The sequence below is a fragment of the Desulfotomaculum sp. genome, from assembly GCF_982386235.1.
The window spans coordinates 53977-78118 of record NZ_CEVWQM010000009.1 but is presented as its reverse complement, the minus strand read 5'-3'; the positions used below and the strand labels follow the sequence as shown (position 1 = coordinate 78118).

Annotated in this window: 29 protein-coding genes; 25 read left to right on the top strand and 4 right to left on the bottom strand. The window is 43.4% G+C overall.

The genetic code is table 11. From position 1 onward, the window contains the following. Nucleotides 1–18: 18 nt before the first annotated feature. Both spoIIM and AC1U9Z_RS07370 read left to right on the top strand, forming a co-directional pair. Complete coding sequence (spoIIM, locus tag AC1U9Z_RS07375; RefSeq protein WP_479956651.1) at nucleotides 19–651, top strand: stage II sporulation protein M; 633 nt, start codon at nucleotides 19–21, stop codon at nucleotides 649–651. Nucleotides 652–806: 155 nt separating this feature from the next. Further along, nucleotides 807–1097, top strand: a complete 291-nt coding sequence (locus AC1U9Z_RS07370; protein ID WP_333531339.1) for an alpha/beta-type small acid-soluble spore protein — start codon at nucleotides 807–809, stop codon at nucleotides 1095–1097. 50 nt (nucleotides 1098–1147) lie between these two features. On the opposite strand, the gene AC1U9Z_RS07365 is transcribed toward AC1U9Z_RS07370, so the two are convergent. Further along, a complete protein-coding gene (locus AC1U9Z_RS07365) occupies nucleotides 1148–1603 on the bottom strand; it encodes a DUF441 domain-containing protein (protein WP_333531340.1) in 456 nt (151 codons plus the stop codon). A gap of 108 nt (nucleotides 1604–1711) precedes the next feature. Beyond that, nucleotides 1712–1942 carry a hypothetical protein gene (locus AC1U9Z_RS07360; protein ID WP_479956650.1) on the bottom strand — a complete coding sequence of 77 codons (231 nt, stop codon included), beginning with the start codon at nucleotides 1940–1942 and terminating at the stop codon, nucleotides 1712–1714. 236 nt (nucleotides 1943–2178) lie between these two features. Between AC1U9Z_RS07360 and AC1U9Z_RS07355 the strand changes: the two genes are divergently transcribed. From AC1U9Z_RS07355 to AC1U9Z_RS07295, 13 genes are all read left to right on the top strand, one after another. Continuing rightward, a complete protein-coding gene (locus AC1U9Z_RS07355) occupies nucleotides 2179–2445 on the top strand; it encodes a hypothetical protein (RefSeq protein WP_333531342.1) in 267 nt (88 codons plus the stop codon). A gap of 72 nt (nucleotides 2446–2517) precedes the next feature. Then, nucleotides 2518–3408, top strand: a complete 891-nt coding sequence (gene xerD, locus AC1U9Z_RS07350; RefSeq protein WP_333531343.1) for a site-specific tyrosine recombinase XerD — start codon at nucleotides 2518–2520, stop codon at nucleotides 3406–3408. Between the two features lie 22 nt (nucleotides 3409–3430). Beyond that, nucleotides 3431–4615, top strand: coding sequence for a phosphopentomutase (locus AC1U9Z_RS07345; RefSeq protein WP_333531344.1), 1185 nt, complete (start codon nucleotides 3431–3433; stop codon nucleotides 4613–4615). Nucleotides 4616–4641: 26 nt separating this feature from the next. After that, nucleotides 4642–5958 (top strand): pyrimidine-nucleoside phosphorylase, encoded by a 1317-nt coding sequence (locus tag AC1U9Z_RS07340; RefSeq protein WP_479956647.1) that lies wholly within the window; start codon nucleotides 4642–4644, stop codon nucleotides 5956–5958. 154 nt (nucleotides 5959–6112) lie between these two features. Next, on the top strand, nucleotides 6113–7321 hold the full coding sequence (locus tag AC1U9Z_RS07335) for a D-alanyl-D-alanine carboxypeptidase family protein (protein ID WP_479956645.1): 1209 nt from the start codon (nucleotides 6113–6115) through the stop codon (nucleotides 7319–7321). A gap of 130 nt (nucleotides 7322–7451) precedes the next feature. Next, nucleotides 7452–7790, top strand: a complete 339-nt coding sequence (spoIIAA, locus tag AC1U9Z_RS07330; protein WP_333531373.1) for an anti-sigma F factor antagonist — start codon at nucleotides 7452–7454, stop codon at nucleotides 7788–7790. Nucleotides 7791–7811: 21 nt separating this feature from the next. Beyond that, nucleotides 7812–8258 (top strand): anti-sigma F factor, encoded by a 447-nt coding sequence (gene spoIIAB, locus AC1U9Z_RS07325; RefSeq protein ID WP_442886069.1) that lies wholly within the window; start codon nucleotides 7812–7814, stop codon nucleotides 8256–8258. A gap of 16 nt (nucleotides 8259–8274) precedes the next feature. Next, nucleotides 8275–9057: an RNA polymerase sporulation sigma factor SigF gene (gene sigF, locus AC1U9Z_RS07320; protein ID WP_333531348.1), complete on the top strand. Its 783-nt coding sequence runs from the start codon at nucleotides 8275–8277 to the stop codon at nucleotides 9055–9057. A gap of 176 nt (nucleotides 9058–9233) precedes the next feature. Further along, nucleotides 9234–9692: a stage V sporulation protein AC gene (gene spoVAC, locus AC1U9Z_RS07315; RefSeq protein WP_333531349.1), complete on the top strand. Its 459-nt coding sequence runs from the start codon at nucleotides 9234–9236 to the stop codon at nucleotides 9690–9692. Nucleotides 9693–9707: 15 nt separating this feature from the next. Beyond that, nucleotides 9708–10718: a stage V sporulation protein AD gene (spoVAD, locus tag AC1U9Z_RS07310; RefSeq protein ID WP_479956708.1), complete on the top strand. Its 1011-nt coding sequence runs from the start codon at nucleotides 9708–9710 to the stop codon at nucleotides 10716–10718. Nucleotides 10719–10730: 12 nt separating this feature from the next. Beyond that, nucleotides 10731–11084: a stage V sporulation protein AE gene (gene spoVAE, locus AC1U9Z_RS07305; RefSeq protein WP_333531350.1), complete on the top strand. Its 354-nt coding sequence runs from the start codon at nucleotides 10731–10733 to the stop codon at nucleotides 11082–11084. Between the two features lie 9 nt (nucleotides 11085–11093). Next, nucleotides 11094–11672, top strand: a complete 579-nt coding sequence (spoVAEA, locus tag AC1U9Z_RS07300; protein WP_333531351.1) for a stage V sporulation protein SpoVABEA — start codon at nucleotides 11094–11096, stop codon at nucleotides 11670–11672. After that, nucleotides 11654–13174: a spore germination protein gene (locus AC1U9Z_RS07295; protein WP_479956642.1), complete on the top strand. Its 1521-nt coding sequence runs from the start codon at nucleotides 11654–11656 to the stop codon at nucleotides 13172–13174. The genes spoVAEA and AC1U9Z_RS07295 overlap by 19 nt, the downstream gene beginning before the upstream one ends. Nucleotides 13175–13288: 114 nt before the next feature. Here AC1U9Z_RS07295 and mobA read toward each other — a convergent pair whose 3' ends face one another. Next, nucleotides 13289–13879, bottom strand: a complete 591-nt coding sequence (gene mobA, locus AC1U9Z_RS07290; protein ID WP_479956640.1) for a molybdenum cofactor guanylyltransferase — start codon at nucleotides 13877–13879, stop codon at nucleotides 13289–13291. Nucleotides 13880–14300: 421 nt separating this feature from the next. Between mobA and tatA the strand changes: the two genes are divergently transcribed. The 10 genes from tatA (at nucleotide 14301) to AC1U9Z_RS07240 (ending at nucleotide 23820) form a co-directional block, all read left to right on the top strand. Next, nucleotides 14301–14525, top strand: a complete 225-nt coding sequence (gene tatA / locus AC1U9Z_RS07285) for a twin-arginine translocase TatA/TatE family subunit (protein WP_333531375.1) — start codon at nucleotides 14301–14303, stop codon at nucleotides 14523–14525. A 56-nt stretch (nucleotides 14526–14581) separates the two neighbouring features. Beyond that, nucleotides 14582–17692 (top strand): formate dehydrogenase-N subunit alpha, encoded by a 3111-nt coding sequence (gene fdnG / locus AC1U9Z_RS07280; RefSeq protein ID WP_479956638.1) that lies wholly within the window; start codon nucleotides 14582–14584, stop codon nucleotides 17690–17692. 28 nt (nucleotides 17693–17720) lie between these two features. Continuing rightward, nucleotides 17721–18530 carry a 4Fe-4S dicluster domain-containing protein gene (locus tag AC1U9Z_RS07275; RefSeq protein WP_333531355.1) on the top strand — a complete coding sequence of 270 codons (810 nt, stop codon included), beginning with the start codon at nucleotides 17721–17723 and terminating at the stop codon, nucleotides 18528–18530. Between the two features lie 83 nt (nucleotides 18531–18613). After that, nucleotides 18614–19783: an NrfD/PsrC family molybdoenzyme membrane anchor subunit gene (gene nrfD / locus AC1U9Z_RS07270; RefSeq protein ID WP_333531356.1), complete on the top strand. Its 1170-nt coding sequence runs from the start codon at nucleotides 18614–18616 to the stop codon at nucleotides 19781–19783. A 22-nt stretch (nucleotides 19784–19805) separates the two neighbouring features. Continuing rightward, a complete protein-coding gene (locus AC1U9Z_RS07265; protein WP_333531357.1) occupies nucleotides 19806–20618 on the top strand; it encodes a formate dehydrogenase accessory protein FdhE in 813 nt (270 codons plus the stop codon). A gap of 36 nt (nucleotides 20619–20654) precedes the next feature. Continuing rightward, nucleotides 20655–21410 (top strand): twin-arginine translocase subunit TatC, encoded by a 756-nt coding sequence (gene tatC / locus AC1U9Z_RS07260; protein WP_479956636.1) that lies wholly within the window; start codon nucleotides 20655–20657, stop codon nucleotides 21408–21410. A 382-nt stretch (nucleotides 21411–21792) separates the two neighbouring features. Beyond that, on the top strand, nucleotides 21793–23301 hold the full coding sequence (locus tag AC1U9Z_RS07255; protein WP_333531359.1) for a sodium-dependent transporter: 1509 nt from the start codon (nucleotides 21793–21795) through the stop codon (nucleotides 23299–23301). Further along, a complete protein-coding gene (locus AC1U9Z_RS07250; protein WP_333531360.1) occupies nucleotides 23291–23389 on the top strand; it encodes a MetS family NSS transporter small subunit in 99 nt (32 codons plus the stop codon). Before AC1U9Z_RS07255 ends, AC1U9Z_RS07250 begins: the two co-directional genes overlap by 11 nt. A 128-nt stretch (nucleotides 23390–23517) precedes the next feature. Further along, nucleotides 23518–23661: a hypothetical protein gene (locus AC1U9Z_RS07245; protein ID WP_333531361.1), complete on the top strand. Its 144-nt coding sequence runs from the start codon at nucleotides 23518–23520 to the stop codon at nucleotides 23659–23661. A 33-nt stretch (nucleotides 23662–23694) separates the two neighbouring features. Then, nucleotides 23695–23820 (top strand): hypothetical protein, encoded by a 126-nt coding sequence (locus AC1U9Z_RS07240; RefSeq protein ID WP_479956634.1) that lies wholly within the window; start codon nucleotides 23695–23697, stop codon nucleotides 23818–23820. Nucleotides 23821–23850: 30 nt separating this feature from the next. Here the strand turns inward: AC1U9Z_RS07240 and AC1U9Z_RS07235 are convergent, their stop codons facing one another. Beyond that, entirely contained in the window at nucleotides 23851–24093 is a 243-nt protein-coding gene (locus tag AC1U9Z_RS07235) for a hypothetical protein (protein ID WP_333531363.1), read from the bottom strand. Nucleotides 24094–24142: the final 49 nt, after the last annotated feature.

The following is a 24142-nucleotide window of genomic DNA, read 5'->3' as shown; positions in this document are numbered from 1 at the left end:
ACATGGCGGGGTGATGGTATGGCTAGGTCATTTGAGAAATTATGCAAGTCTTCGCTAAAAAATAGTTGGCCAATTTATTTGCTGGCATTTGCTGCTTTGGCCACGGGGATTGCCTTTGGTTGGTTAGGTGCCCATGCTTTGCAGACCGAGACTTTGGGTCAGCTAACGCAGTATCTGGATAATTTTGTTAACAAAGCCAATGATGTGATGATAGATCGGTCTCAGGTTGTGAAAAATACTGTTTTTAATAATTTATTCTTTATTGGTATTATTTATATCCTTGGCCTAACTGTCATTGGTACTCCGGCTATCCTAGCACTCTTGTTTGCACGAGGCTATTCATTAGGGTTTACGGTAGCCTTTTTGACCCAAGAAAAGGCGGGAGAAGGGGTTATTCTCGCCTTAACCTCAGTTGTTCCACAGAACATCTTACTCATACCAGCCGTTTTTTTAGCCAGTGTGGCGGCACTGTCCTTTTCCTGGTTACTGATTAGGAGATTTGGCAACTCAAAATTGCCAGTGATGTCGGGTATCCTGGGCTACCATGTCTTGATGTTGGTGGTCTGTTGCATTTCTGCTGCTGCAGGAATTGTGGAAGCGTTTATAACACCTGATTTAATTAAGGCCGCAGCAAATTTTTTAAAAATGTAAACGTATGGAAAGACATTCTTGACATAACTCTGCCCTGGATGGGGCATAATATTTTATGACAAAGGGAATGCTATATTTTTTTACTATCATAAAGTATAAAATTTTTAAGGATGATAGTACAGGAAAAAAGCAAAACTTTCTAGGAGGGAAACGACATGTCGAAGGAATTGACCCGGGTAGATGTGCCGTATGATCTGATTAGAAGTACAGCTTTTTCAGGTTTAGTCCCCAAAGAACTCGTTCCCTATGTAAAACCAGCCTTAGCAGAATTTAGAAACGAAATGGCGGCAGAGTTGGGTATCCCGGATTATGATAAAATAGATAAGGGTGAATTACCCAGCCGCCTCAATGGTGAAGTCGGTGGTGGTATGACCAAAAAAATGGTAGCCTTTGCGGAGGCAGTGTTGGCCTGGCATTATAAAAATAGGTATCGGATAACAGAATAATGATTATTGAATAATAAGGCCCCAGCCAACTACAAGAAGGCGGGGCCTTATTATTTAAACCAGTAATAAACCTCTAAGAATAAGGCAGTGAGACCGGCTGCCATTAATGGGCCAATGGGAATGCCACCGAGAAAAACGATACCCAAAATGGATCCCATCACCATGCCAAAAATAAGCTGGGGATCAAGCTTTAATAACTTCAAACCCTCCCCATTCATATGGGTTGCCAAGGCACCGCCGATTAAGGCCAGTAGTCCTTGGGGGGAAAGGGTTTTCATAACCAAGTCTTTATATATTATATTGTCGTGTGCCAGGGGAACTAAAACGGATAACATTAAAAATATTAAACCAACTTCCAGGCCCCTTCTTTCTAAAGTAAGCATCAATCGATTCATTTTACTTAATCTTAATACCAATAGGATACAGCCGGCGGTGGCCAATAGAGCAGATTCCGCAAAAAAGCCCATTAATATAAGTATTAATAAAATAACATTGGCTCTTTGCATGTTGCTTTCCTCCCAGGCCAACCATTTTTATCCACTCTAAAAATCCTATGCCGTGGTAATCCTTGCATATGCTAAGAAAATAAAAATAGACCCCCGAGGAGGTCTAAATTATTTTTGTAAATTCATGAGCTGTGCATGAAAGGACATTAAATTGGTTTGCATGGTTTCATAGCCCACCCGAAAACTTTCGATGGATCGCTTGGTTTCCAAAATAAAATTCCGTGCATTTTCCAGGTGATTTTCCAGGTCTTTTTCTGTACCTAAAATTAATAATATTAAAATTAAAAAAAGAGTATATGGACTTTGGGCGTCTAAAAAACGTGCTTGATCTTGATTCATAAGGCACCTCCAAACCTAGTGTTTATACCAGGATATGGCTGAGGAAATAGTTTTGTGACACTTTCAAAAATTATACGAAAACATGGTTTGGTCTAAACCGCTAGTTCTGTCATCCTTAGGCTGTCACCCAAGACGACAGGGGAACGATTCTAAAAAACCAATTTTAAGCATATTTTTAGATATATAAGTAAGGCTGAAGGCTGACGTCTGACAACGGATAGACGGGAGGGGGAAAAGTGCGGATTGTATTCATTGCCGGTATTAAACGAAAAATCTTAAAAGCCATGAGGTTTACTCTGGTCTTAACGATATTGGCGATATTACTGGTTCAACTGGCAGGTATGTTGAAGGGGATCGGGGTTTATTCCGAAGAGAAAATGCCCACTGGTAATTCGATGAAGGTTATCAGCCCCGTTCCAAATACTTGTGGGGAGGATGAAAAAAACCACGGCTTAGAAAATATAATAGAACAACTGTTAAAGCACCTACAGGGTAAAAAATAAAAAGGGATTAAATGGTTTCTGTTGAAATAGTCCAAACAAGTTGGACTATTTTTTATGTTAAGGGGGAGGAAAATGGAACGCTGGTTGGAAGAATTTATTCATTACCTGTCAGTTGAAAGGGGTCTAGCCCAAAATACCTTAGCCTCCTACCGAATAGACCTCAGTCAATACGTAACACATTTAAAAAATCAGGGTGTTCGTTCACTGGAGCAGGCTGATCGAAATCATATTTTATCCCACCTTTATAAACTGCAAAAGGATGGTAAGGCACCTGCTACGATTTCACGGCATTTAGCAGCACTAAAACATTTTTATCGCTTCCTAGTTTCAGAGGGGTTGATTTCAGAGGATCATACGGTAAATCTTGAATCACCAAAATTAACACAACGATTACCCCATGTACTTTCCGCGGAGGAAGTGGAAAATCTATTATGTCAACCGCAATTGGCTGCTGCCGCAGGTTTAAGAGATAAGGCCATGCTGGAGCTAATCTATGCAACAGGAATTAGGGTATCTGAGATGGTCTCTTTAAATATTAGGGATGTAGAGTTGGACATGGGTTATGTAAAGTGCTTGGGTAAAGGGTCTAAGGAAAGAATCATTCCCCTTGGTTCAATTGCAGCAAACTACATCAGGGAATATCTGGCAAGATCCAGGGTCAAACTAACAAAGGGTAAACCGGAGCACCAGGCTCTTTTTGTGAATGTACAAGGCAACCGGTTAACCCGTCAAGGTTTTTGGAAGATTATCAAAAAGTATGCCAAGGAAGGAAAAATAAATAAAACGATCACTCCCCATACCCTAAGACACTCCTTTGCCACACACCTATTAGAAAACGGAGCAGACCTTAGGGCCGTTCAAGAAATGCTTGGCCATGCTGATATATCAACCACACAAATATATACCCATCTAACGAAATTAAGACTTAGAGAGGTATATACCAAAGCTCATCCGAGGGCTTGATAATTTTATAGAGGTGATAGAGTTGACGGAAAAGAAGGTTAAAAGAGTTTCACTCATTATATTAGACAGTGTTGGTATAGGAGAATTACCGGATGCCGGAGATTACGGGGATCAGGGGAGCAATACCTTGGCGAATGTGGCTAAGGCAGTAAAGGGCATCCATTTACCTAACTTGGGTAGGTTGGGGCTTGGCAACATACATCCTATAGAGGGCGTTGAGGCCATTGCCAATCCAATGGGGGCCTATGGCAAAATGGCCGAAAAATCGATGGGCAAGGATACTACCACAGGACACTGGGAATTGGCAGGTATCATCCTAGAAACCCCCTTTCGTACTTACCCACAGGGCTTTCCCAGAGAAGTCATTGAGGAATTTGAGAAAAGAATTAATCGAAAAATACTAGGCAATGTTGTTGCCTCCGGCACTCAAATAATTGAAGAATTAGGAAAACAGCATATGGAAACTGGCCTTCCGATTGTTTATACATCGGCTGACAGTGTCTTTCAAATAGCTGCCCATGAGGAGATTATTCCATTACAAGAATTATATCGAATTTGTGAAATTGCCCGGCAAATGTTAGACGGGGAACATAAAGTAGGTCGAGTGATAGCTCGTCCCTTTGTGGGAAGCCCTGGTTCTTTCAAACGTACTGCCAATCGTCATGATTATGCTGTGTCTCCTCAGGTTCCCAACATTTTAACCCTTCTTCAAGAGGCAGGCATTAAGACAATGGGAGTAGGAAAGATATATGACATTTTTGCAGGAGTAGGCATCTCTGATTCTGTTAAATCGAAGGATAATATGAATGGTATTGATCAAGTCTTAAACTTTATGAAGGATACAGAGGCAGGACTTATTTTTGCCAATTTGGTAGAATATGATTCCCTTTATGGTCACCGCAATGACCCGGTGGGTTATGCCGGGGCATTGGAGGCCTTTGACCGCAGGCTGCCGGAAATAATGGAAGCCATGCTGCCAGATGATCTATTAATCCTTACAGCGGATCACGGCTGTGATCCCACCACGCCCGGCACCGATCATACGAGGGAATATGTACCCTTAATTGTCTATGGGAAACAGATAAAAAGTGGTGTTAACCTAGGCGTAAGGTCGTCCTTTAGCGATGTTGCGGCTACCTTAGCCGACCTTTTTGGCATTACCTTTAATGTTGGGAAAAGCTTTGCGCCCGAAATATTGCAATCGTAAGGAGAATAGAAAGAAGGTATTAGAGCATGAGAATGGTTGACATTATCCTGAAAAAAAGGCGGGGGCTGGAGCTTAGCTCGGAGGAAATTGACTTCTTCGTGCAGGGTTATACCCATGACAAGATACCAGACTACCAGGCCGCAGCTTTTCTGATGGCTGCATTTTTCCAAGGCTTCTCCCCCCGGGAAACGGGTGATTTAACTATTTCTATGGCTCGTTCCGGGGACCAGGCAGACCTTTCGGGGATTCCGGGGATAAAAGTGGACAAACATAGTACCGGCGGCGTCGGTGATAAGGTGACCTTGATTGTTGGTCCCTTAGTGGCTGCAGCTGGTGTACCGGTAGCCAAGATGTCCGGCCGTGGCTTAGGGCATACCGGAGGTACCATCGATAAACTGGAATCGATTCCCGGATTTAAGGTAACAATGGATAATCAAAGCTTTTTGGAACAAGTAAGAAATTTGAAATTGGCTGTTGTGGCCCAAACGGGGCAGTTGGCACCGGCGGATAAAAAACTTTATGCTTTGCGGGATGTCACTGCCACGGTGGAAAGCATTCCCCTCATAGCCGCTTCGGTCATGAGTAAAAAGATAGCAGCCGGTGCAGATGCCATTGTCTTGGATGTAAAAGTGGGCAGTGGTGCTTTTATGAAAAACCCCTCAGATGCCTTTAGCTTAGCCAGGACAATGGTTGAAATTGGACATCGCCTGGGGCGACAAACAGTGGCCCTGATTACAGATATGGATCAACCCTTGGGTTTTGCCATAGGTAATGCCCTGGAAGTAAAAGAGGCCATAGAAACCCTACGGGATAACGGTCCGGCTGATTTAAAAGAAATATGTATTTGTTTGGGCTGTGAGATGCTTGGTTTAGCAGGTATTGAAAAAGACCAGTTGGCCGCCCGCAGGAAATTAGAAGACCTGTTAAAGAGTGGTGCAGCCTTAAATAAATTAAAAGAATTTGTTCAGGCCCAGGGGGGCAACCCCCAGGTAGTGGATCATTTTGATCTATTGCCCCAAGCCTCTGATATACACCAAGTAACCTCATTGACCGATGGGTATGTTAGAGAAATCCAGTCGGAACAGGTTGGCCTGGCCGCCATGTGGCTGGGAGCTGGCCGTGCCACCAAGGAATCTGTGATTGACCTGGCTGTGGGTGTGGTCTTAAGAAAAAAAGTTGGTGATTTTGTAAACAAAGGTGAGGTAATCGCTGAATTGCATGTTAATGAAAATAAGGAGATTACCAAAGTTACAGACATGCTTAGACAGGCCTATGTTTTACAAAGGGAACCGGTTGAAGCCAAGGATATTTTACTGGGTAAGGTAACCAAAGAAGATCTATAGCGATTAGCTTAGCCCTGGGTCACGGCTCACGGCCAAAAAGGAGGTGCATAAAGTACCTCTTTTTCCATAAACTCCCTCTATAGTTTACAGCATATTACAAGATTTAAAGATAACAATAATAGAAGCAATAACTAGGACTATAGGGGGAAAGGTTATGACAAGAAAAGTGAAAAATATTGGTACAGTATTCATCTCCTTAATGTTAGTTTTATTATTGGCAGTGGGCACGGCATTGGCTCAGCCTGCAAGTCCACAGGCAGCCGAGTCTAGTAGTGCAAAGGAAAAGGTCCCGGCTGCACAACTAGAAACCGCTGCTGAGACTGCAGTTTTAATGGATTATAGTTCCGGACAAATTTTATATAATAAAGATATGCATGTTGCCAAACCAATGGCCAGTGTTACCAAGCTAATGACCATGTTGCTTATTTGCGAAGCGGAGGCCCAAGGAAAGTTTAAAACCTCAGATAAGGTAATCGCCAGCGAACATGCTTGCAGCATGGGTGGCTCACAAATCTTCTTGGAACCAGGTGAAGAACTTAGCGTAAAGGAAATGTTGATTTCGATCGCCACTGGCTCGGCCAATGATGCCAGTGTAGCCATGGCTGAATATGTTGGGGGCTCTGAAGAAGAATTTGTTTCCATGATGAATGGAAAGGCCGAGGAAATGGGTTTAAAAAATACTCATTTTTCGAATCCCACAGGACTACCGGTAGAAAACCATTATACCTCTGCCTACGATATGGCCCAAGTGCTCAGGGAATGCTTGCGTTACCCGCTTTTTAGGGAAGTTTCAGCAATTTACGAGTACGATTTGCGTGGTGGCGATTTTAAATTATGGAATACCAACAAGCTTTTAAAATGGTATGCCGGGGCAGATGCCGGAAAAACTGGTTGGACCAATGAGGCTAGCTATTGTTTAGCTGCTTCAGCTAAGCGAGATGGTCTCAGACTGGTATCCGTGGTATTGGGTTGCCCCATGCCAAGAACCCACTTCCAAGAAACCATTAAAATTTTTAACTATGGTTTTGCTAAATACAAAGCAGTAACCATGGCTGAGGCCGGTCAAGTTGTTAAAGAAATTAAGGTCGATAAGGGTGTAGCGGATCAGGTGAAAATTATTACCAAAGATCCAGTGGGTATGGTAGTCCCCAAGGGACAGGAAAAAACCATACAGGGCAACATTAAATTACCAGAAAGTATCGATGCACCGATCAATAAAGGGCAGGTAATTGGACAATATGTTTTAAATAAGGATGGTCAAGAAGTATTGAAAGTTGATCTGATTGCGGCCCAGGATATTAATAAAGCCTCCCCGCTGAAGCTTTTAAATGATATGCTGGAACGTGTTTATAGTATGGAATAGTTTTAGAATAGGAAAAGCAGCCGCTGATGGGCTGCTTTTCGACATTCATTTTGGAAAAAATTAGAAGGTAATTCTAAATTTAGGTAGAAATATGGAAAATATAACCAATGCAGAGGAGGCAGGTACCGTTATGCAAGTAGATATTGAACAAAAACAGGACACCTTGTTAGTTCGTCTGGGAGGGGAAATGGATTTCGGCGTGGCTGATAAATTGCGTAAAGCTTTAGATAATGAATTAGTTGAAAAGAGAGCAAAAAATTTAGTAATTAATCTATCCCGTGTAACCTTTATCGATAGTTCAGGCCTAGGCGTAATTCTAGGGCGTTATAAGCGCTTAGTAAATAGTGGGGGAAAAGTTATTTTGGTTGGTGCGCAGCCCCAGGTACACAGAATACTAGAGCTTTCAGGTCTGGTGCAAATAATGGAGGAATACCCGGATGAAACGGTGGCCCTAGCTAAAATTGTGTAAAGGAGTTGATATATCGTGAAGATGTTAAATCACTGTTCCATTGATTTTACCAGTATACCTGAAAATGTTGGCTTTGCCAGGGTAGCCATTGCTGCCTTTGCTTCACAACTGGATTGTACTCTACCAGAACTTGAAGAGATAAAGGTTGCTGTCTCAGAAGCAGTAGGCAATGCGATCCTGCATGGCTATCGAAATAAGCCAGATAAAATCGTCCGTGTAACAGCAACCATCTATAAAGAAGGATTAGAGATACAAGTAGCCGATGAGGGCATTGGTATTCGAGATATCCATCTTGCCATGCAGCCGGCATATTCCACAGATCCAGAAAGAATGGGTCTTGGCTTTGTATTTATGCAATCATTTAGTGATCGTATGCAGGTGGATTCCCAGCCTGAAAAAGGCACCACTGTGACAATGTTTAAGCGAATCGGTTTGCGAGGTGCCCGGGCCCGGACCCGTGCCAATTAGCAAAGGCGGGATGTCGATGAGTTCTTCAAGGCTCCTGGAAATGAATCTTCCCCGCTTCCCTCTATTAGGTGACAAGGAAATGAGAGATTTGCTAATAAAGGCACAGGCCGGTAATAGTGAAGCGAGGGAGAGATTAGTCAACTGTAATTTAAAATTGGTTTTTAATTTGGTGCAGCGGTTTAGTAATAGGGGTTATGAGTTAGAAGATCTGTTTCAAATTGGCTGTATCGGGTTAATGAAGGCCATTGATAAATTTGACTTAACCTATGATGTTAAATTTTCAACCTATGCTGTACCTATGATTGTAGGTGAAATCAGACGTTTTCTAAGGGATGATAGTCCCGTCAAGGTAAGCCGTTCCCTCAAGGAAACGGCCTACAAAATTCAGCAAACCAGGGACCGACTTACGGCAAGATTGGGCCGGGAACCTTCGATCAATGAGATCTCGGAAGAACTTGGCGTTAATCGTGAAGAAGTTGTTAATGCCCTTGAAGCAGCGCAAATGCCAACATCAATTTATGAAACGCTGCATCAGGATGATGGTGATCCAATTTATATATTGGATCAGCTTAGCGGGGAAGAGGATGGGGAAGCTCCTTGGTTGGAAAAATTAGCGATTAAACAAGTTTTAATTGAATTGCCGGAAAGGGATCGTCAAATTTTATTATGGAGGTTTTTTGAGGACAAAACTCAGTCCGAAGTGGCACTGCGGCTTGGCCTTTCGCAAGTGCAGGTTTCCCGTTTAGAGAGACAGGCCTTAAGAAAACTAAAAGAGTTAATGCAGCAAACAGGCAGCTAAGAAGCGCGGGCGAAGCACAGGGACGGTTCCCTTGCTTCCTGAAAAGAAAGCAAGGGAACCGTCCCTGTGCTTCGCCCGCGCGCTTATCATTTTGAAAGCATAAAAGAAATTTAAAAACACATAATACCTAATGTAAATGACAGAAAAAGCAAAAGGTGGTGTGAAATGATACTTAAATGATTTCCTCAGGAGATTTTAAATTTGACAAAAAAACATATAAAGAATTGGTACGGCAGGTAAAGCCAAAGCCTACCGTGGTTAAAAATAGTATTTTGGCCTTCGGGGTAGGCGGTTTGATTTGTACCCTGGGACAGCTTATGACGGATTACTTTAACAGATTGGGGCTTGGTGTACAGGATGCAGGGCTGGCCACATCGGCGGTCTTAGTTTTTTTAGCAGCCTTTTTAACGGGGCTGGGTGTCTATGATGAAATAGCAAAATATGCAGGGGCAGGAACCATTGTGCCAATTACTGGTTTTGCCAACTCAATGGTTGCCCCAGCCATGGAGTATCGAGGTGAAGGCATGATTTTTGGCACAGGAGCAAGGCTATTCACCATTGCCGGACCGGTTCTTGTTTTTGGCATTTTTAGTTCATGGCTTGCTGGTTTGATAACCTATCTATTTTCCATTTAACGGGGGTGTCAAAGGATCACTTCGCCTAAAAAACTTGGTCTGCAGACCGTTGTTTTTAAGAACCCACCAGTCATAATTGCTTCAGCCTGTATAGCAGGACCCAAAGAAGCGCAAGGACCACTGGGGCACACCTTTGATAAAACGATAGATGACTTATATTACAGTGAAAGTACGTGGGAGAAAGCAGAACAAAAAATATTTCAAGAAACCCTTGAGTTGGCCATCTATAAGTCCGGACTAGAAATTGAAAAGATCGATTACTTATTGGCCGGCGACCTAACAAATCAAATTATTGCCGCAAATTTTACAGCCAGAAATATAGGGATACCCTTTCTGGGATTGTATGGTGCCTGTTCAACGATGTATGAGGGCTTAGCCCTCGCCAGCATGCTGATAGACGGTGGTTATGCAGAATATGTATTGGTCGGTGCTTCCAGCCATTATGCAACGGCGGAAAGGCAATTCCGTTTTCCCATCGAGCAGGGGGTACAACGGGCAATGTCTGCACAGTGGACGGTTACTGGTGCCGGTGCTATGCTGCTGGCGGCACAGGGAGCAGGACCGCGCATAACACATGCAACCGTTGGCAAAGTTATTGATTTTGGTGAAGGAGATGCCAGTGACATGGGAGCAGCCATGGCCCCGGCTGCCGCTGACACACTTTTAAAACATCTTTCAGATACAGGACGGACCTTAGAATTTTACAACCTAATTGCCACGGGGGATCTGGGCAAATACGGCAGGGAATTGGTGGTAAGGCTGGCTGAGCAGCAAGGTGTAAAACCTTCCCAGACCTATCAGGATTGCGGTGTATTGATTTTTGCTGAAGAACAGGATGCACATGCAGGAGGCAGTGGTTGTGCCTGTTCGGCAGTTGTGACCTGTGGCTACATATTAAATGAAATGAACAGGGGAAGGATTAAAAAATTTCTTGGTATTGGTACAGGTGCTTTATTATCGCCTTGCAGTTGTCAACAGGGGGAAACGATCCCTGGTATTGCACATGCTGTGGCCATTGAAATGTAAGGGGGTAAAGAAATGCTGCTCAAAGCTTTCCTGGTAGGGGGTGCCATTTGTTTAATGGGACAGCTTCTGATGGATTTGACCAGTCATAGAATTACCCCAGGCCATATATTAGTGGTCTTTGTCACCCTTGGAGTAATTATTAGTGCTTTGGGTTTTTACCAACCCTTGGTAGATTTTGCCGGTGCCGGTGCCACCGTACCACTAACGGGATTTGGTCATCTGATGGCCCAGGGTGCCATCACAGAGGCAAAAAATTCTGGCTTACTAGGGGTGTTTAAGGGTGCCTTAGGTGCTGCAGCAGGAGGAATCACAGCGGCAGTGGTGTTTGGCTATTTGGCGGCCCTGGTTTTTAAACCCAAGGGGTAGGTGGTTTAAATGAGTCAAAAAAGAAATGTGATTTTAGTTACAGATGGGGACCAAATTGCCCGGCGCACTTTGGAGGTGGCTGCCAAAAATATAGGGGCCCGGTGCATATCCATGTCAGCAGGTAATCCTACCCGTTTGACTGGCCAAAGGTTGGTGGAACTGATTAAATCTGCGGCCCATGATCCGGTTATTGTGATGTTTGATGATAAAGGGGTCGAGGGACAAGGTTTGGGAGAAAAGGCCATGATGGAAGTTTATAACAGCCCGGAGATAAATATTTTGGGGGTACTGGCTGTTGCTTCCAACAGTGGTGGTTGTGACGGTGCCAAGGTTGATGTGTCCATTACCGATACAGGAGCAGTGGTTAAAGGACCGGTCAATAAATTTGGCAGAACCACTAGGCGCATTGAGCTTCAGGGGGATACCGTAGAAATATTGAACGACCTTGATGTTCCGGTGGTTGTTGGTATTGGTGATATTGGCAAAATGTATGGGGCGGATGATTACCACTATGGGGCCCCCGTGACCACCAGGGCTTTACAAGAAATCATCGAAAGGAGTGGTTTTGTTTGGGAGCAGCTACAGTAGAAAAGGAAGCACCAAAGATTTCCTCAAACTTAGAAAGAAATATAGCCTATCTCAATAGTGTTTTGGGCTATGGTAAAAGTTTTGATATCGTATTAAGGCGTTTTAATGTGGCAGGAAAAGAAATTGCCATGTACTTTGTCAATGGTTTTGTCAAAGATGATGTAATGTCCTTAATTTTAAGAAATCTGGACGAGCTTAAGAGACCAGATGTTTCTCCCAACAGCTTAAAAAAATTATTTAATGAGCATATCAATCACATTCAAGTTGATCCGGTTGGAGATTTAGATAAGGTAATTGACCAGGTCTTAAGTGGTCCTCTGGCCCTTTTAATAGAGGGACAGGAGCAAGCACTGATTATTGACTTGCGGATTTATCCTTCCCGTTCCCCCCAGGAACCGGATCTGGAAAAGGTAGTAAGGGGTCCCAGGGATGGTTTTGTGGAAACCGTTTTAATGAATACCTTATTAATCCGGAGGCGGCTAAGGGACCCCCGGTTGAGAAATGAAGTAATGCAGATAGGAACGCGCTCGAAAACAGATGTAGTAATTTCTTACATAGAAGATGTGACAAACCCCGATTTGGTTAAAACAATTAAGGATAGATTGCAAAAAATTAAAATTGACGGTATTCCCATGGCGGAAAAGGCCGTTCAGGAAATAATAGAACCTGGCAAGTATGGTAATTTGTTCCCAAAAGTGCGTTTTACGGAACGCCCGGATGTGGCGGTATCACATTTGCTGGAAGGTCGGGTATTAGTCATGGTGGATACTTCCCCCAGCATTATTATTGCTCCCAGTACTTTGTGGGATCACCTGCAATCAGCAGAAGAGTATCGGCAGGGGCCTCCCATCGGCATTTATATCCGGTGGGTACGCTATGCGGGAGTACTAGGTGCCTTGTTCCTGCTGCCACTGTGGTTTCTCTTTGTCATCCAGCCGGAACTCTTGCCCCCGGCATTAAAGTTCATTGGGCCGAATGAACCGGGTAAGATACCAATCATTGTACAGTTTTTATTGGCGGAATTGGCCATTGATATGATTAGGCTGGCCACCATTCATACACCTACCCCACTTGCCACTTCCACGGGTATTATTGCTGCCATTCTAGTGGGAGATGTGGCCATAAGCGTTGGTTTATTTAACGCAGAGGTTGTTATGTATACTGCCATAGCTGCCGTGGCTTCCTTTATGATTCCCAGCTATGAAATGGGTTGGGCCATTCGATTAGTAAGGCTGTTTCTGCTGCTGGCCACCGCTGCCTTCCGTTTGCCGGGCTTGATTATTGGCTCTGCCATCGTTTTAATTTATTTGATTCGGACAAAATCCATGGGTGTTCCGTACCTGTGGCCATTAATTCCCTTTAATGCCACGGCCATGCTTTCGGTAATCGTTCGCACACCAGTGGAGGTTCAAAATAAAAGGCCTTCCATTTTTAAGCCCAAGGATAAGATCCGTCAGGCAATGCCCGAACCCGCTCGCAAACCGGATAAACAAGGGGATTAATCGAAAAAATAAGGGGGTGTCGCAAAAAGCTACTTGGAACAGTAGCAAGCGCACTCCCTTGTTTTTGCCTCGAAAAATGTCACTCCGAGGCTTAATGACCATGACCCAAGGCCGTTACGGTATATTAAGCGCCATTTGGTACTCCTCGGGGGTATTTACATTAAAGAATATTTTTTCCCAGTTATAATCGGCATGATCAATTAAATCGTAATATTTTACCTCAACTAGGTCATAAAAGGATCTTATTTTGGTACACTCCAACTGTAAAGCCTGCTCCACAGCGGGCAAGCAATCCTTTCGATAGGCTGCGTGTAAGGGTTGCAGGTATTTGCCTTGACGGGGAACCACAGCCTGAAATTGACCAAGGTAATCCGTTAATTTGATGGCAAAGGATGAATCTAAAAACGGCATATCACAGGCAACAAAGAAGGCAGCCTGATTGGTAATGTTTTTTAATCCACTGTGGATCCCAGAAAGTGGCCCACGGTTGGGAAATATATCCGTATAGATCGGCAGGTTATAATTGGCATACTGAGCCGGGGTGTTGCTGATAATGATTATTTCCTGGAAAAAAGGCTGTAGTTTCTCGATGATTATTGTTAGCATGGGTTTGCCATTTAATTGCAATAATGCTTTATTCGTCTTCATACGACTGCTGCTGCCACCTGCTAAAATAACGGCAGAATAAGGGCAATGCTTATCCAATAGTATGCACATCCCCATTTGAATATTTGGAATAGTTTATGAATATACTTAATATAAAATAATTTTAATTGTGAAATATGTCTGCAATGTTATAAAAATTATGGCAATGTAAAGTGTAACTTTTATTAAAGCGAAAAAGCCAATAAACAAGGCCGTTGATTTTTAATTATAGCCTATATAATTTCGAAAAATACAACATTATTATACTTGCCAAAAAGAACTTTGAAAAGCAGGGGACATACCAAACCAAACCTAATTTATGAGAAAATAATTAATTTTTTCTAAAGAATAATAATTCACTAGAATTTAAAGGCAACAAAACAATATGTGTTGCAAAACATGTCCCAAGTTTGGCATAATGTTAGTAGTATGTCTTGTTTTTAAAAATGCATCAATGTGAAACATGTCTCACACAAAATTAATGGATGAAAGGGGGTTGAACGTCTTCTTCGAGGGAATTTTACAACCGACTCACTTGATACTTATTTTAGTTGTGGTATTAATTATTTTTGGCCCTGGCAAACTACCAGAGGTAGGTAAAGCCATGGGTAAAACAGTAAGTGAATTTAGAAGAGCTACTTCGGCAAGTTTTGAGCAGGAAGAGAAAAAAGAGAAAGCTGCTCCAGCTAAGGAAGAAGAGAAGTAGCACCAGAGTTTCAACCCAATAAAGATAATCCCGGTTAAACCGAGGGGGTTAATTCCATGAGAAAAATAAGCAGGCGCGACTTTTTAAAAAATATTGGGCTGGGGACTGCGGGGTTGACCTTAGTGGCAACCCCCGCCATAGCCTCTGAGGCCCATCATCAAATTACGGGAGAGAACCTACCTTCTAAAATCAGAAAGGTAAAGGAAACCTTTACAGTTTGTGCATTCTGTGGTTGTGGTTGTGGCATTATCCTATATGCCAATAACGATAACAAAATCATTTACTGTGAGGGTGATCCGGATCATCCCATTAATGAAGGATCCATTTGCTCTAAGGGTAATGGAATCATTGACACCTATAACACAATTGAAAAAAAGGGTAACCGTGTAATTAACAGGCTTCGCATTACCAAACCTCTCTATCGAGCTCCTGGCAGCACCAAATGGGAAGAAAAAAGCTGGGATTGGGCCCTATCTGAGATTGCCAAGCGAGTTAAGAAAACGAGGGATGCCTCCTTTGAAGAAAAAGATCGTAACGGTGTGACAGTAAACCGGTCAACAACCATTGCTACCTTTGGTAGTGCCTCGTTAGATAATGAAGAAAACTACCTGATGCATAAAATGTTTAGGTCGTGGGGGCTTATTAACATCGAGCACCACGCCCGTCTCTGACACTCCTCCACAGTAGCCGGTTTGGCTGCTTCTTTTGGACGGGGTGTAATGACTAACCACTTTATTGATTTTAAGAATAGTGATGTATTTCTGATGATTGGCTCCAACTCTGCTGAAAACCACCCTCAGGCTATGAAGTGGATTATGAAAGCTAAGGACAAGGGAGCCAAACTGATTGTTGTGGATCCCAGACTAACCAAGTCCGCAGGACTTGCGGATATGCATGCTCGTCTTCGCCCTGGTACGGATATCGCTTATATTAACGGATTAATTAACTATATCATTGAAAATAATTTGCATTTTAAAGATTATGTGGTTAATTACACCAACGCCAGTTTCCTAATTAACCCTGAGTATAAATTCGAAGATGGGGTGTTCTCAGGGCTAGTTGAAAAGGATGGTATTAAGAGCTATGATGCCAAGACCTGGCAATATCAGATGGATGGAGATCCTGTAAAGGATGGCATTAGAGAAGAGGCCATCAAGAAAGATCCCACTTTGCAAGATCCTAACTGTGCCTTCCAGATTCTGAAAAAACACGTTAGTCGCTATGATCTAAAGACAGTTTCACAAGTTACCGGTACGCCTGAGGAAGTTCTCAAGAAGACCTATGCCCTATTCGCTTCTACGGGCAAGCCAGATAAGGCAGGTAACGTGATCTATGCGATGGGTATTACCCAACACACCTATGGTTCCCAGAACTGCCGGGCCCTCAGTGTATTGCAACTTCTCCTGGGCAACATTGGTATTCCTGGCGGCGGTGTGAATGCCCAACGTGGAGAATCTAACGTGCAGGGTTCCACTGACTTTGCCATGCTGAATCACTTACTGCCTGGTTATAACCCAATGTTTTATGCCAGCAAACACAAAACGCTGCAGGACTACATGGACAAGGATGTACCCAAAACAAGTTTTTGGTCCAACCGCGGTAAGTTTGTAGTTAGTATGCTAAAGGCTTGGTATGGGGATAAGGCCACGAAGGAAAATGAATTTGGCTTTAATTATGTACCAAAGCATGATGGCAAAAACCGTACCCATATGGGGATTTTTGAAGAGATGTCCGAGGGTAATATCAAAGGAATGATAGCCTGGGGTCAAAACCCTGCGGTAGGTGGTCCCTCCTCTTTCCAAGGGCGTAAAGCAATGGAAAAATTAGATTGGCTGGTGGCTGTAGATTTATTTGAAACAGAAACCTCTGCCTTCTGGCATCGCCCTGAGGCAGATCCCACTAAAATAAATACAGAGGTATTTTTCCTGCCTGCTGCTATGTCCTATGAGAAGGAAGGTACCGTAACCAACAGCGGCCGCTGGTTGCAGTTCCGTTATAAGGCTGTTGATCCACCGGGTGAAGCCAAGAGTGATCTTTGGATTGCCGATAGGCTGTTTAAAGCTGTTAAAAAAGAATATCAAAGCGGTGGCAAATACCCAGACCCAATATTTAACATGGTATGGAATTATGACATTCCAGGCGAAGATGAACCCAACATTGATCAAGTGGCCTTGGAAATCAATGGTTTTGAAGTTGGCTCCAATAAGGCCTTGGATAGTTTTGGCAAGCTAATGGACGACGGGTCCACGGCCTGCGGTTGTTGGATTCATACCGGCTACTGGTATATGGATAAGGAAGCCAATACCGTTGCCGCCAAACGCCGTATGAATAAAGATAAATCGGGGTTAGGTCTATTTCCCCAATACGGTTTTGCTTGGCCCGCAAACCGTCGTATTGTATATAACCGATGCTCCGCAGACTCGGCTGGCAACCCGTGGAATCCCCAAAAGCCCCTCATTAAATGGGATGCCTTGGCTGGTAAATGGGAGAATGCAGACGTACCTGACTTTAAAGCAGTGGAACCAGCAAAGGAACCGGGCGGTCAAGCAACCCCCGTAACCCCTGATAAAACGGTGTCTTTCCTGATGCAAGAGGAAGGCCGGGGACGTTTGTTTGCGGTCAAGGGAGTTAATGACGGGCCTTTGCCGGAACACTATGAACCCATCGAAAGTCCGGTACAAAACATTATTTCTAAGCAGCAGACGATGCCCTTAGCCACTAAATTTAAGGGTGACTTTAGTAAAATAGCGGATACCGGCAGTGACAAGTATCCCTATGTAGGTACCACCCATCGGGTTATCGAGCACTATCAGAGCGGTGCCATTACCCGTAACTGCCCCACCTTAGCAGAGGTTTCTGCTCATATGTTTGCCAATATTTCGCCTAAACTGGCCCGTAAAATTGGTGTTAATACAGGTGATGATGTAATCGTTGAAACGATACGCGGCGAAATCACCTGTAAGGTTGCTGTTTCTGGTGTCTGTGTACCACTTAACGTAAATGGTAAAGAGGTTGAAGTCATCGGTATGCCTTGGTGCTTTGGTTATAAAGGCATTGCCACGGGTGCTTCGGCCAATGACCTGACACCAAGTGTAGGCGACCCGAATACCAATATTCCGGAATACAAAGCTTTCTTATGTAATATTAAGAAAACCGGCAAACATTAAAGCGTGCTGCTAAATGGGGGTGTAATAAATGTCAAAAGGTGTATTAGTTGATATAACCAGATGCATGGGCTGTAAAGCTTGTCAGGTGGCCTGCAAGCAGTGGAATGACCTGCCATCCAGCAACCCTGCTTTTAAGGATGGTCTAACCAGCCCGCCGGATATGGATGGTTATACCTATACCACCGTGCAAATAGAGGTAATTGAAAAAGATAACGACTATACCATGCGCTCCGGTAAGCGGCAGTGTATGCATTGTCTACATCCTGCCTGTGCTTCAGCTTGCTTTGCTAAAGCACTACAGAGAGATCCCAAGACAGGAGCTGTGGTATATTATCCTCACCTTTGCGTAGGTTGTCGTTACTGCATGCTGGCATGTCCCTTTGATATTCCTAAATATGAATGGGATAAGCAGTTTCCGTTAATTGCAAAATGTCAGTTTTGTTTTGATCCCAATGGCAAGTATGATCGCCTGGGCCATGGTTTAGGCCCGGCCTGTGTGGATACCTGTCCCACAGGAGCCTTGAAATTCGGCGAGCGGGATGAACTGCTTAAAGAAGCATGGCAGCGTATTAACCGTGATCCTAAATATATTAAAAAAGTAATGGGTGAAAAAGAAGCCGGTGGCACATCCTGGCTCTATATTTCCGACGTGCCCTTTGAAAACTTTAGTTTCCGTCCCAATTTGGGTACCAGGCCGTTGCCGGAGTACTCCCACGATTTTTTAAAGTGGACACCAGTTATTGCGGTGGGCTGGGGTACTTTATTGACTGCCTTGTATCATTACACCAAGCGGCGTGAAAAGATTGCTGCAGAGAAGGATAAAAATGTTCACATGTAGGCCGCTGCTATCATTCTTAAAATTTTACACGTTTGATGATAGTGAAAAAATGGTGAACCAAAAGGTTATTGGGGGGGAAAATAATGTCGGCAAATAAGGGATTGCTACAGGAAATAAAGGAATATAATTGGAAATTCACCATGACTCCCGCTCGTAAAGTATTATTCTTACTGGCTGGTCTTGGTGTAGTTTGCATGATATTCCGTCTTGCCGTAGGCCTAGGCATGACCACAAACCTCAGTGATAAGTGGCCTTGGGGCCTGTGGATTGGCTTTGACGTCTTAACAGGTGTTGCTCTGGCCGGTGGTGGTTATGGTACAGCCATTATTGTCCATGTATTGCACCGTGGTAAGTATCATGCCATTGCCAGAAGTGCCATGTTAACTTCATTATTGGGTTATATATTGGTAATGGCCGGGTTATTTATGGATATCGGTCAATGGTTTAACTTCTGGCGGCCCTTTGTTTCCTGGGGTCATGCCTCTGTGTTGTTTGAAGTTTTCTGGTGTGTATCTTGTTACACCACGGTTCAGGTTTTAGAGTTTGGGGAGGTAGTAACGGAGAAGGTTGGTACTAAATATCATGCTATGTTTAAGAAGGCTTTGCCTGTCCTCATGATCATTGGTATTATCTTCCCCACCTTGCACCAATCCTCACTAGGTGCTTTATACCTGATTATGGTGGATAAACTTTATCCTTTGTGGTGGTCACCCTATTTGGGGCTGCTATTCTTGATGTCCTCCTTTTTTGTGGGGCCCGCCATGATCTGTGTGGAAACAGCTTTGGCAGGCAGGGCCTTTAAGCACGAAGTACCCATCCATGTGTTACGGGGTCTAGTGCGAATTTCCGGGGTCTTTATGATCCTTTACTTGGGCCTGAAGTTCTTTGATTTGGTAAATAGGGGAGTATTTAACCTGATATTTAAGGGCAACTTAGAGGGGAACCTATTCCTGTTGGAAGTTGTGTTAGGCGTCATGATTCCCATCTTTATTGCTTTTAGCGGCTATAGCAACACACGTAAAGGCCTGATTACCTTTGGTGTCCTGGTCAGCGGTGGATTGATTTTCAACCGTATGAACGTGGTCTTTACCGGCATGTCAGCAGCCATTGGCGGCTGGTACTTCCCATCCATCATGGAATGGGCTGTAAGTATAGGTCTGGTGGCAATCGGCGCTCTCGTGTATTGCTTTGCTGCTGAGAACTTCAATGTTCTGGATCATCACGAAGAGCATCATCATAATGCGACCGCCTAAACTAATTAAAGGAGCGGCTCTAATGGGAACAAAGAAAAGCACTGAAAAACTGGCCAACTTTTATTTAGAAGTAATGGAACAGGAACATGATATAGCATCATTAGAGTGGAAAGCGGATATTGATCATCAACAAATGAACCGGTGGTCCCAGGGTGAGGCTGCTTTGGCCCTTGTCCCGCCGGTCATAAATGCAGAAAAGATATTTGCACGGCTGCTAGCTGTGGCCCAGGCCTGCCAGAAATGGCAGGCTGGTCCCCAGCCAGTTTCCGATGAGTTTATCAATGGGCTAAAGGGGTTAAATTCTTTCGAGGAAAAGAATTTAATCGAGGCATTATTTTATTTAGAAGGAAACAAGTATGAATGGGCCAAGAGGTTAGCAGTGCCCTTGGGTCTCCTTGACTTTATTGCTTTAGCTACCTTCAAACCAATATTAAAGGCATTTGGGGAAGGGTTCTTAAAGCAAATTGATTTGGCGGAATGGAATCATAATCACTGCCCGGTTTGCGGTGATCAACCCACCATGGCGAAACTCGTGGGGAAGGAAGGTCATCGAAAACTCTATTGTGGACGCTGTGAGACGGAATGGCGATTTAAGAGAATAGGCTGTCCCTATTGCAAGGATGAAAACTCTTCGCAAACAACATTTATAACGCTGGATGATTGTAAACAATATCGTGTTTACCTGTGTGATAGATGTAAAAGCTATCTAAAGACAGTGGATGAGCGAGTTGCCGGGGAAGTGGATTTGTTTTGCGAAGATTTAGCCACTGCAGCATTAGATGAAATAGCCCAGTCTGAGGGGTATCAACGGGGCGATCAGAGACAGCAAGCATAAAACTAGGCTAATTCACTGCACAGGGGGGTAGCTAGTTTGCTAGAAGAAAAAGATCAAACGATGATTGAGCACCTGGAGGAACTACGCCGGGTGCTAATCATCTCTTTAGTTGCTACGGTAATTATGGCTGGTGTTTGCTGGTTTTTTAGCGATAGAATTCTCGAAATTGTTCTTCAGCCGGTTCTTGCCACTGGCAATAAAATGCATTATATCGGTATCTTAGAAGCATTAATGACGAAAATTAAGCTTTCTTTCTTCCTAGGATTTCTTGCGGCCCTGCCGGTTATCCTATGGCAATTTTGGGCATTTATTATGCCGGCCCTACTCAAGACTGAGAAGATTTATTTTACCATCTTTGTCATCGTATCCTATATTTTTTTTATTGCCGGTATTTTATTTTCCTTTTACACCGTCTTTAGCATTGGTGTTAAATATCTGTTGCACTTTGGCGGAGAAGAACTATTACCGATGTTAACCATCGGTAACTATGTATCCTTTGCCATGATGTTTATTCTGCCCTTTGGGGTGGTTTTTGAACTGCCTCTGGCAGCTTTTATACTGGCCCAACTGGGAATTATCGACTATCAGTGGATGGTAAAGAAAAGGAAAATGGCCATTCTCTTCTCGGTGGTGGCAGGTGCAGTTTTGGTTCCCTCACCGGATATCATCACACCGTTAATGATGGCTGCCCCAATATACTTGCTCTTTGAGTTAAGTGCTTCGATTATCAAGCTCGTGGAATGGTTAAAGAAACGTAAAGCTAAGAAAAAGGCATTGGAGGAGCAGGAATAGCCCTCAGCCCTCCGTTGGTATTTGGGGGCGGCCTTTGGTCACCTGCTCTTCATTTTTCGTCCTCTGCAAGACCGAATCGTTTCGGTCTTTTTTTATTTGCGGCTATTCCATGGTGACATTGAAATAACAAAAACCCCCAGTCGAACAGAAAAAAAAGCGGACGGTAAAGGGACTTGTCTAAAAACCTGACGCGATAAAACATCAGCACTCCTTAGGTGTGTCAATAATTTGTACATGAAATCAAGCAGGTGTTTTTTAAAAAGTGTAGAAATTAAGAAATTAAACATTTGTGCAGTAAATTAACATATGTATATAAGGGGGGTGTCCCTGGGAGAAAGGTGTTATGTGGATGCATTATATTTGTTTTTAGGAGGAGTTTAAGTTGGCACAACGTGAACAATGGGGAAGTCGATTTGGATTTATTATGGCAGCGGTTGGATCTGCCGTAGGCTTAGGAAACATTTGGCGATTCCCCTACATGGCCGCTGATAACGGCGGCGGTATCTTTTTTCTTTGCTATTTATTTGCATTATTAACTGCTGGGATACCCATTATGATTTTAGAGTTTGGTATTGGTCATAAGTATCGTGCTGGTGCGCCCCTCAGCTTTGCTAAGATGAACCGAAAGTGGGAATGGCTCGGTTGGTGGCAGGTTCTCGTATGCTTTTTCATTGCTGTATATTATGTTGTGGTTATTGCCTGGGCGATTTCCTTTACGGGTTTTTCCATTACCCAAGCCTGGGGAGATGCTCCCAAGGACTTTTTCTTTGGCCAATACTTGCAATTAACAGACAGTCCCTTTAATCTAGGCGGTATTAATACGCAAATCTTATTACCCCTTGCACTAGCTTGGGGCATAGCCTTTGTTGCCCTCTACACCGGGGTTAAGTCCGGTATTGAAAGAATAACCAAGATCCTTATCCCGGTTCTGTTTTTTATGGTAGTATTTATTGTAATCCGCGGCGTAACCTTACCTGGTGCAGCAGCCGGCTTAAACTTCCTGTTCGAGCCTGATTTTAGCAGAATCTTTGATTATAAGGTTTGGACTGCAGCCTATGGCCAAATTTTCTTTGATTTAAGTATTTGTTTTGCAATTATGATTACTTATTCCAGTTATCTGCCCAAGAATTCTGATGTTGTGGGTAATGCCTTCACAACCTGCTTAACGAACTGCAGCTTTAGTTTATTGGCTGGTATGGCAGTATTTAGTATTTTGGGACATATGGCTTTAACCCAGGGCGTTACCGTTGAAGAAGTTGCCACTGCCGGAGTGGGTTTAGCCTTTATCACCTTCCCTGCGGCCATTAGTACCCTTGGCAGTGCCGCTCCATTCTTTGGGGTACTGTTCTTCTTAGCTCTGGCCTTTGCAGGAATTACTTCCTTGATTTCCATTAACGAAGCAGCCATTGCTAGTATTATGGATAAGTTTGATATAGAACGGAAAAAAGCTACCATCATCTATACAGGCACAGCAGCTCTTTGCAGCCTTCTATTTGCTACTGGCGCAGGTCTTTATATTCTTGACATCGTTGACCATTTTGTAAATAACTTTGGCATTGTATTTGGCGGCTTAATGCAAGTTCTCTTAATCGGTTGGTTGTTTAATTTAAAATCCATCAAGGAGCATATCAATCCCATATCCGACGTTAAAGTTGGTAACTGGTGGCTCTTCTCCATAAAAGTGCTTACACCTCTGGTTGCAGGTTACACCGGCATTATGACACTTATTGCGGATATTCAAAAACCCTACGAAGGATATCCACAGGATGCTTTATTCTGGTTTGGTTGGTTTGTCCTAATTGTCATAGCTGTTGGTGGCTGCCTCATGGCTTCTGTCAAATGGAGAAATGAACAATCGCTCGTTAAAGGAGGCGTTACTGGTGACAGGTAGTGCGATTTTTATGATGGTATTGGCGATGATATTGTTGTGGGGTGGGGCAGCCTATTTCCTGACCATGGCCATGAAAAGAAAATTTTAAATAGGATGGAAAGCTCTGGTTAGACCAGGGCTTTCTTTTTTCTTATCAGCGACCATTTTTTTATTAGTATATTTGGGTGTCATGAATCGCACATTAATAATGCAGTCTAGCCTAAAAGGAGGGGTTTCGTGAAAATAAAAGCTAAAAAACAAAGAGCCTTCAACACCAGTACCATGACTTCCAGCAGCAATTATAATGAGCAAAACGCAGAAGAAATTGCCGAAGAAATTGGTGTTGCGGAGAATCACACGGCAAAAAAGAATCGTAAATAGTTTGGCTAATTTAACAAGTGGGAGGGAAAATGAATGTCTAACAAAAGAAAAGATCAGGGAATGTTAGAGGAAACAGTGGAAAAATCGAAAGAGATGATGCAAGAACTGGGTACGGAACTTGGTTTAACGGAACAGCCCAAGGAGAGTAAACGTAAATAACCCAGAGATTAAGGCCGGGGAAACCCGGCCTTAATCTCTGGGTATAAATCCAATGGTTTTTTGTTTTTTGTTGCTAATGGGTTTTAACTTGGCTAATACATAGACCTCTTTTTGTTCCGCTTGATTAAAATACATACTTACAAAGGAATAATCTTCTGCCAGTAATTTGTTTGCTTCCTCGATGCCAATGACCCTAGTCAATTCGGTCATATAATTACTGTTCCCTACCGAAATGCCGCCTGTTGTTCCAGAATTGCAGGTGCTGCAGCTCATGACAAACCTCCTCCTTGGCTTTATAAGGAAATATATTTTATTTTATTAA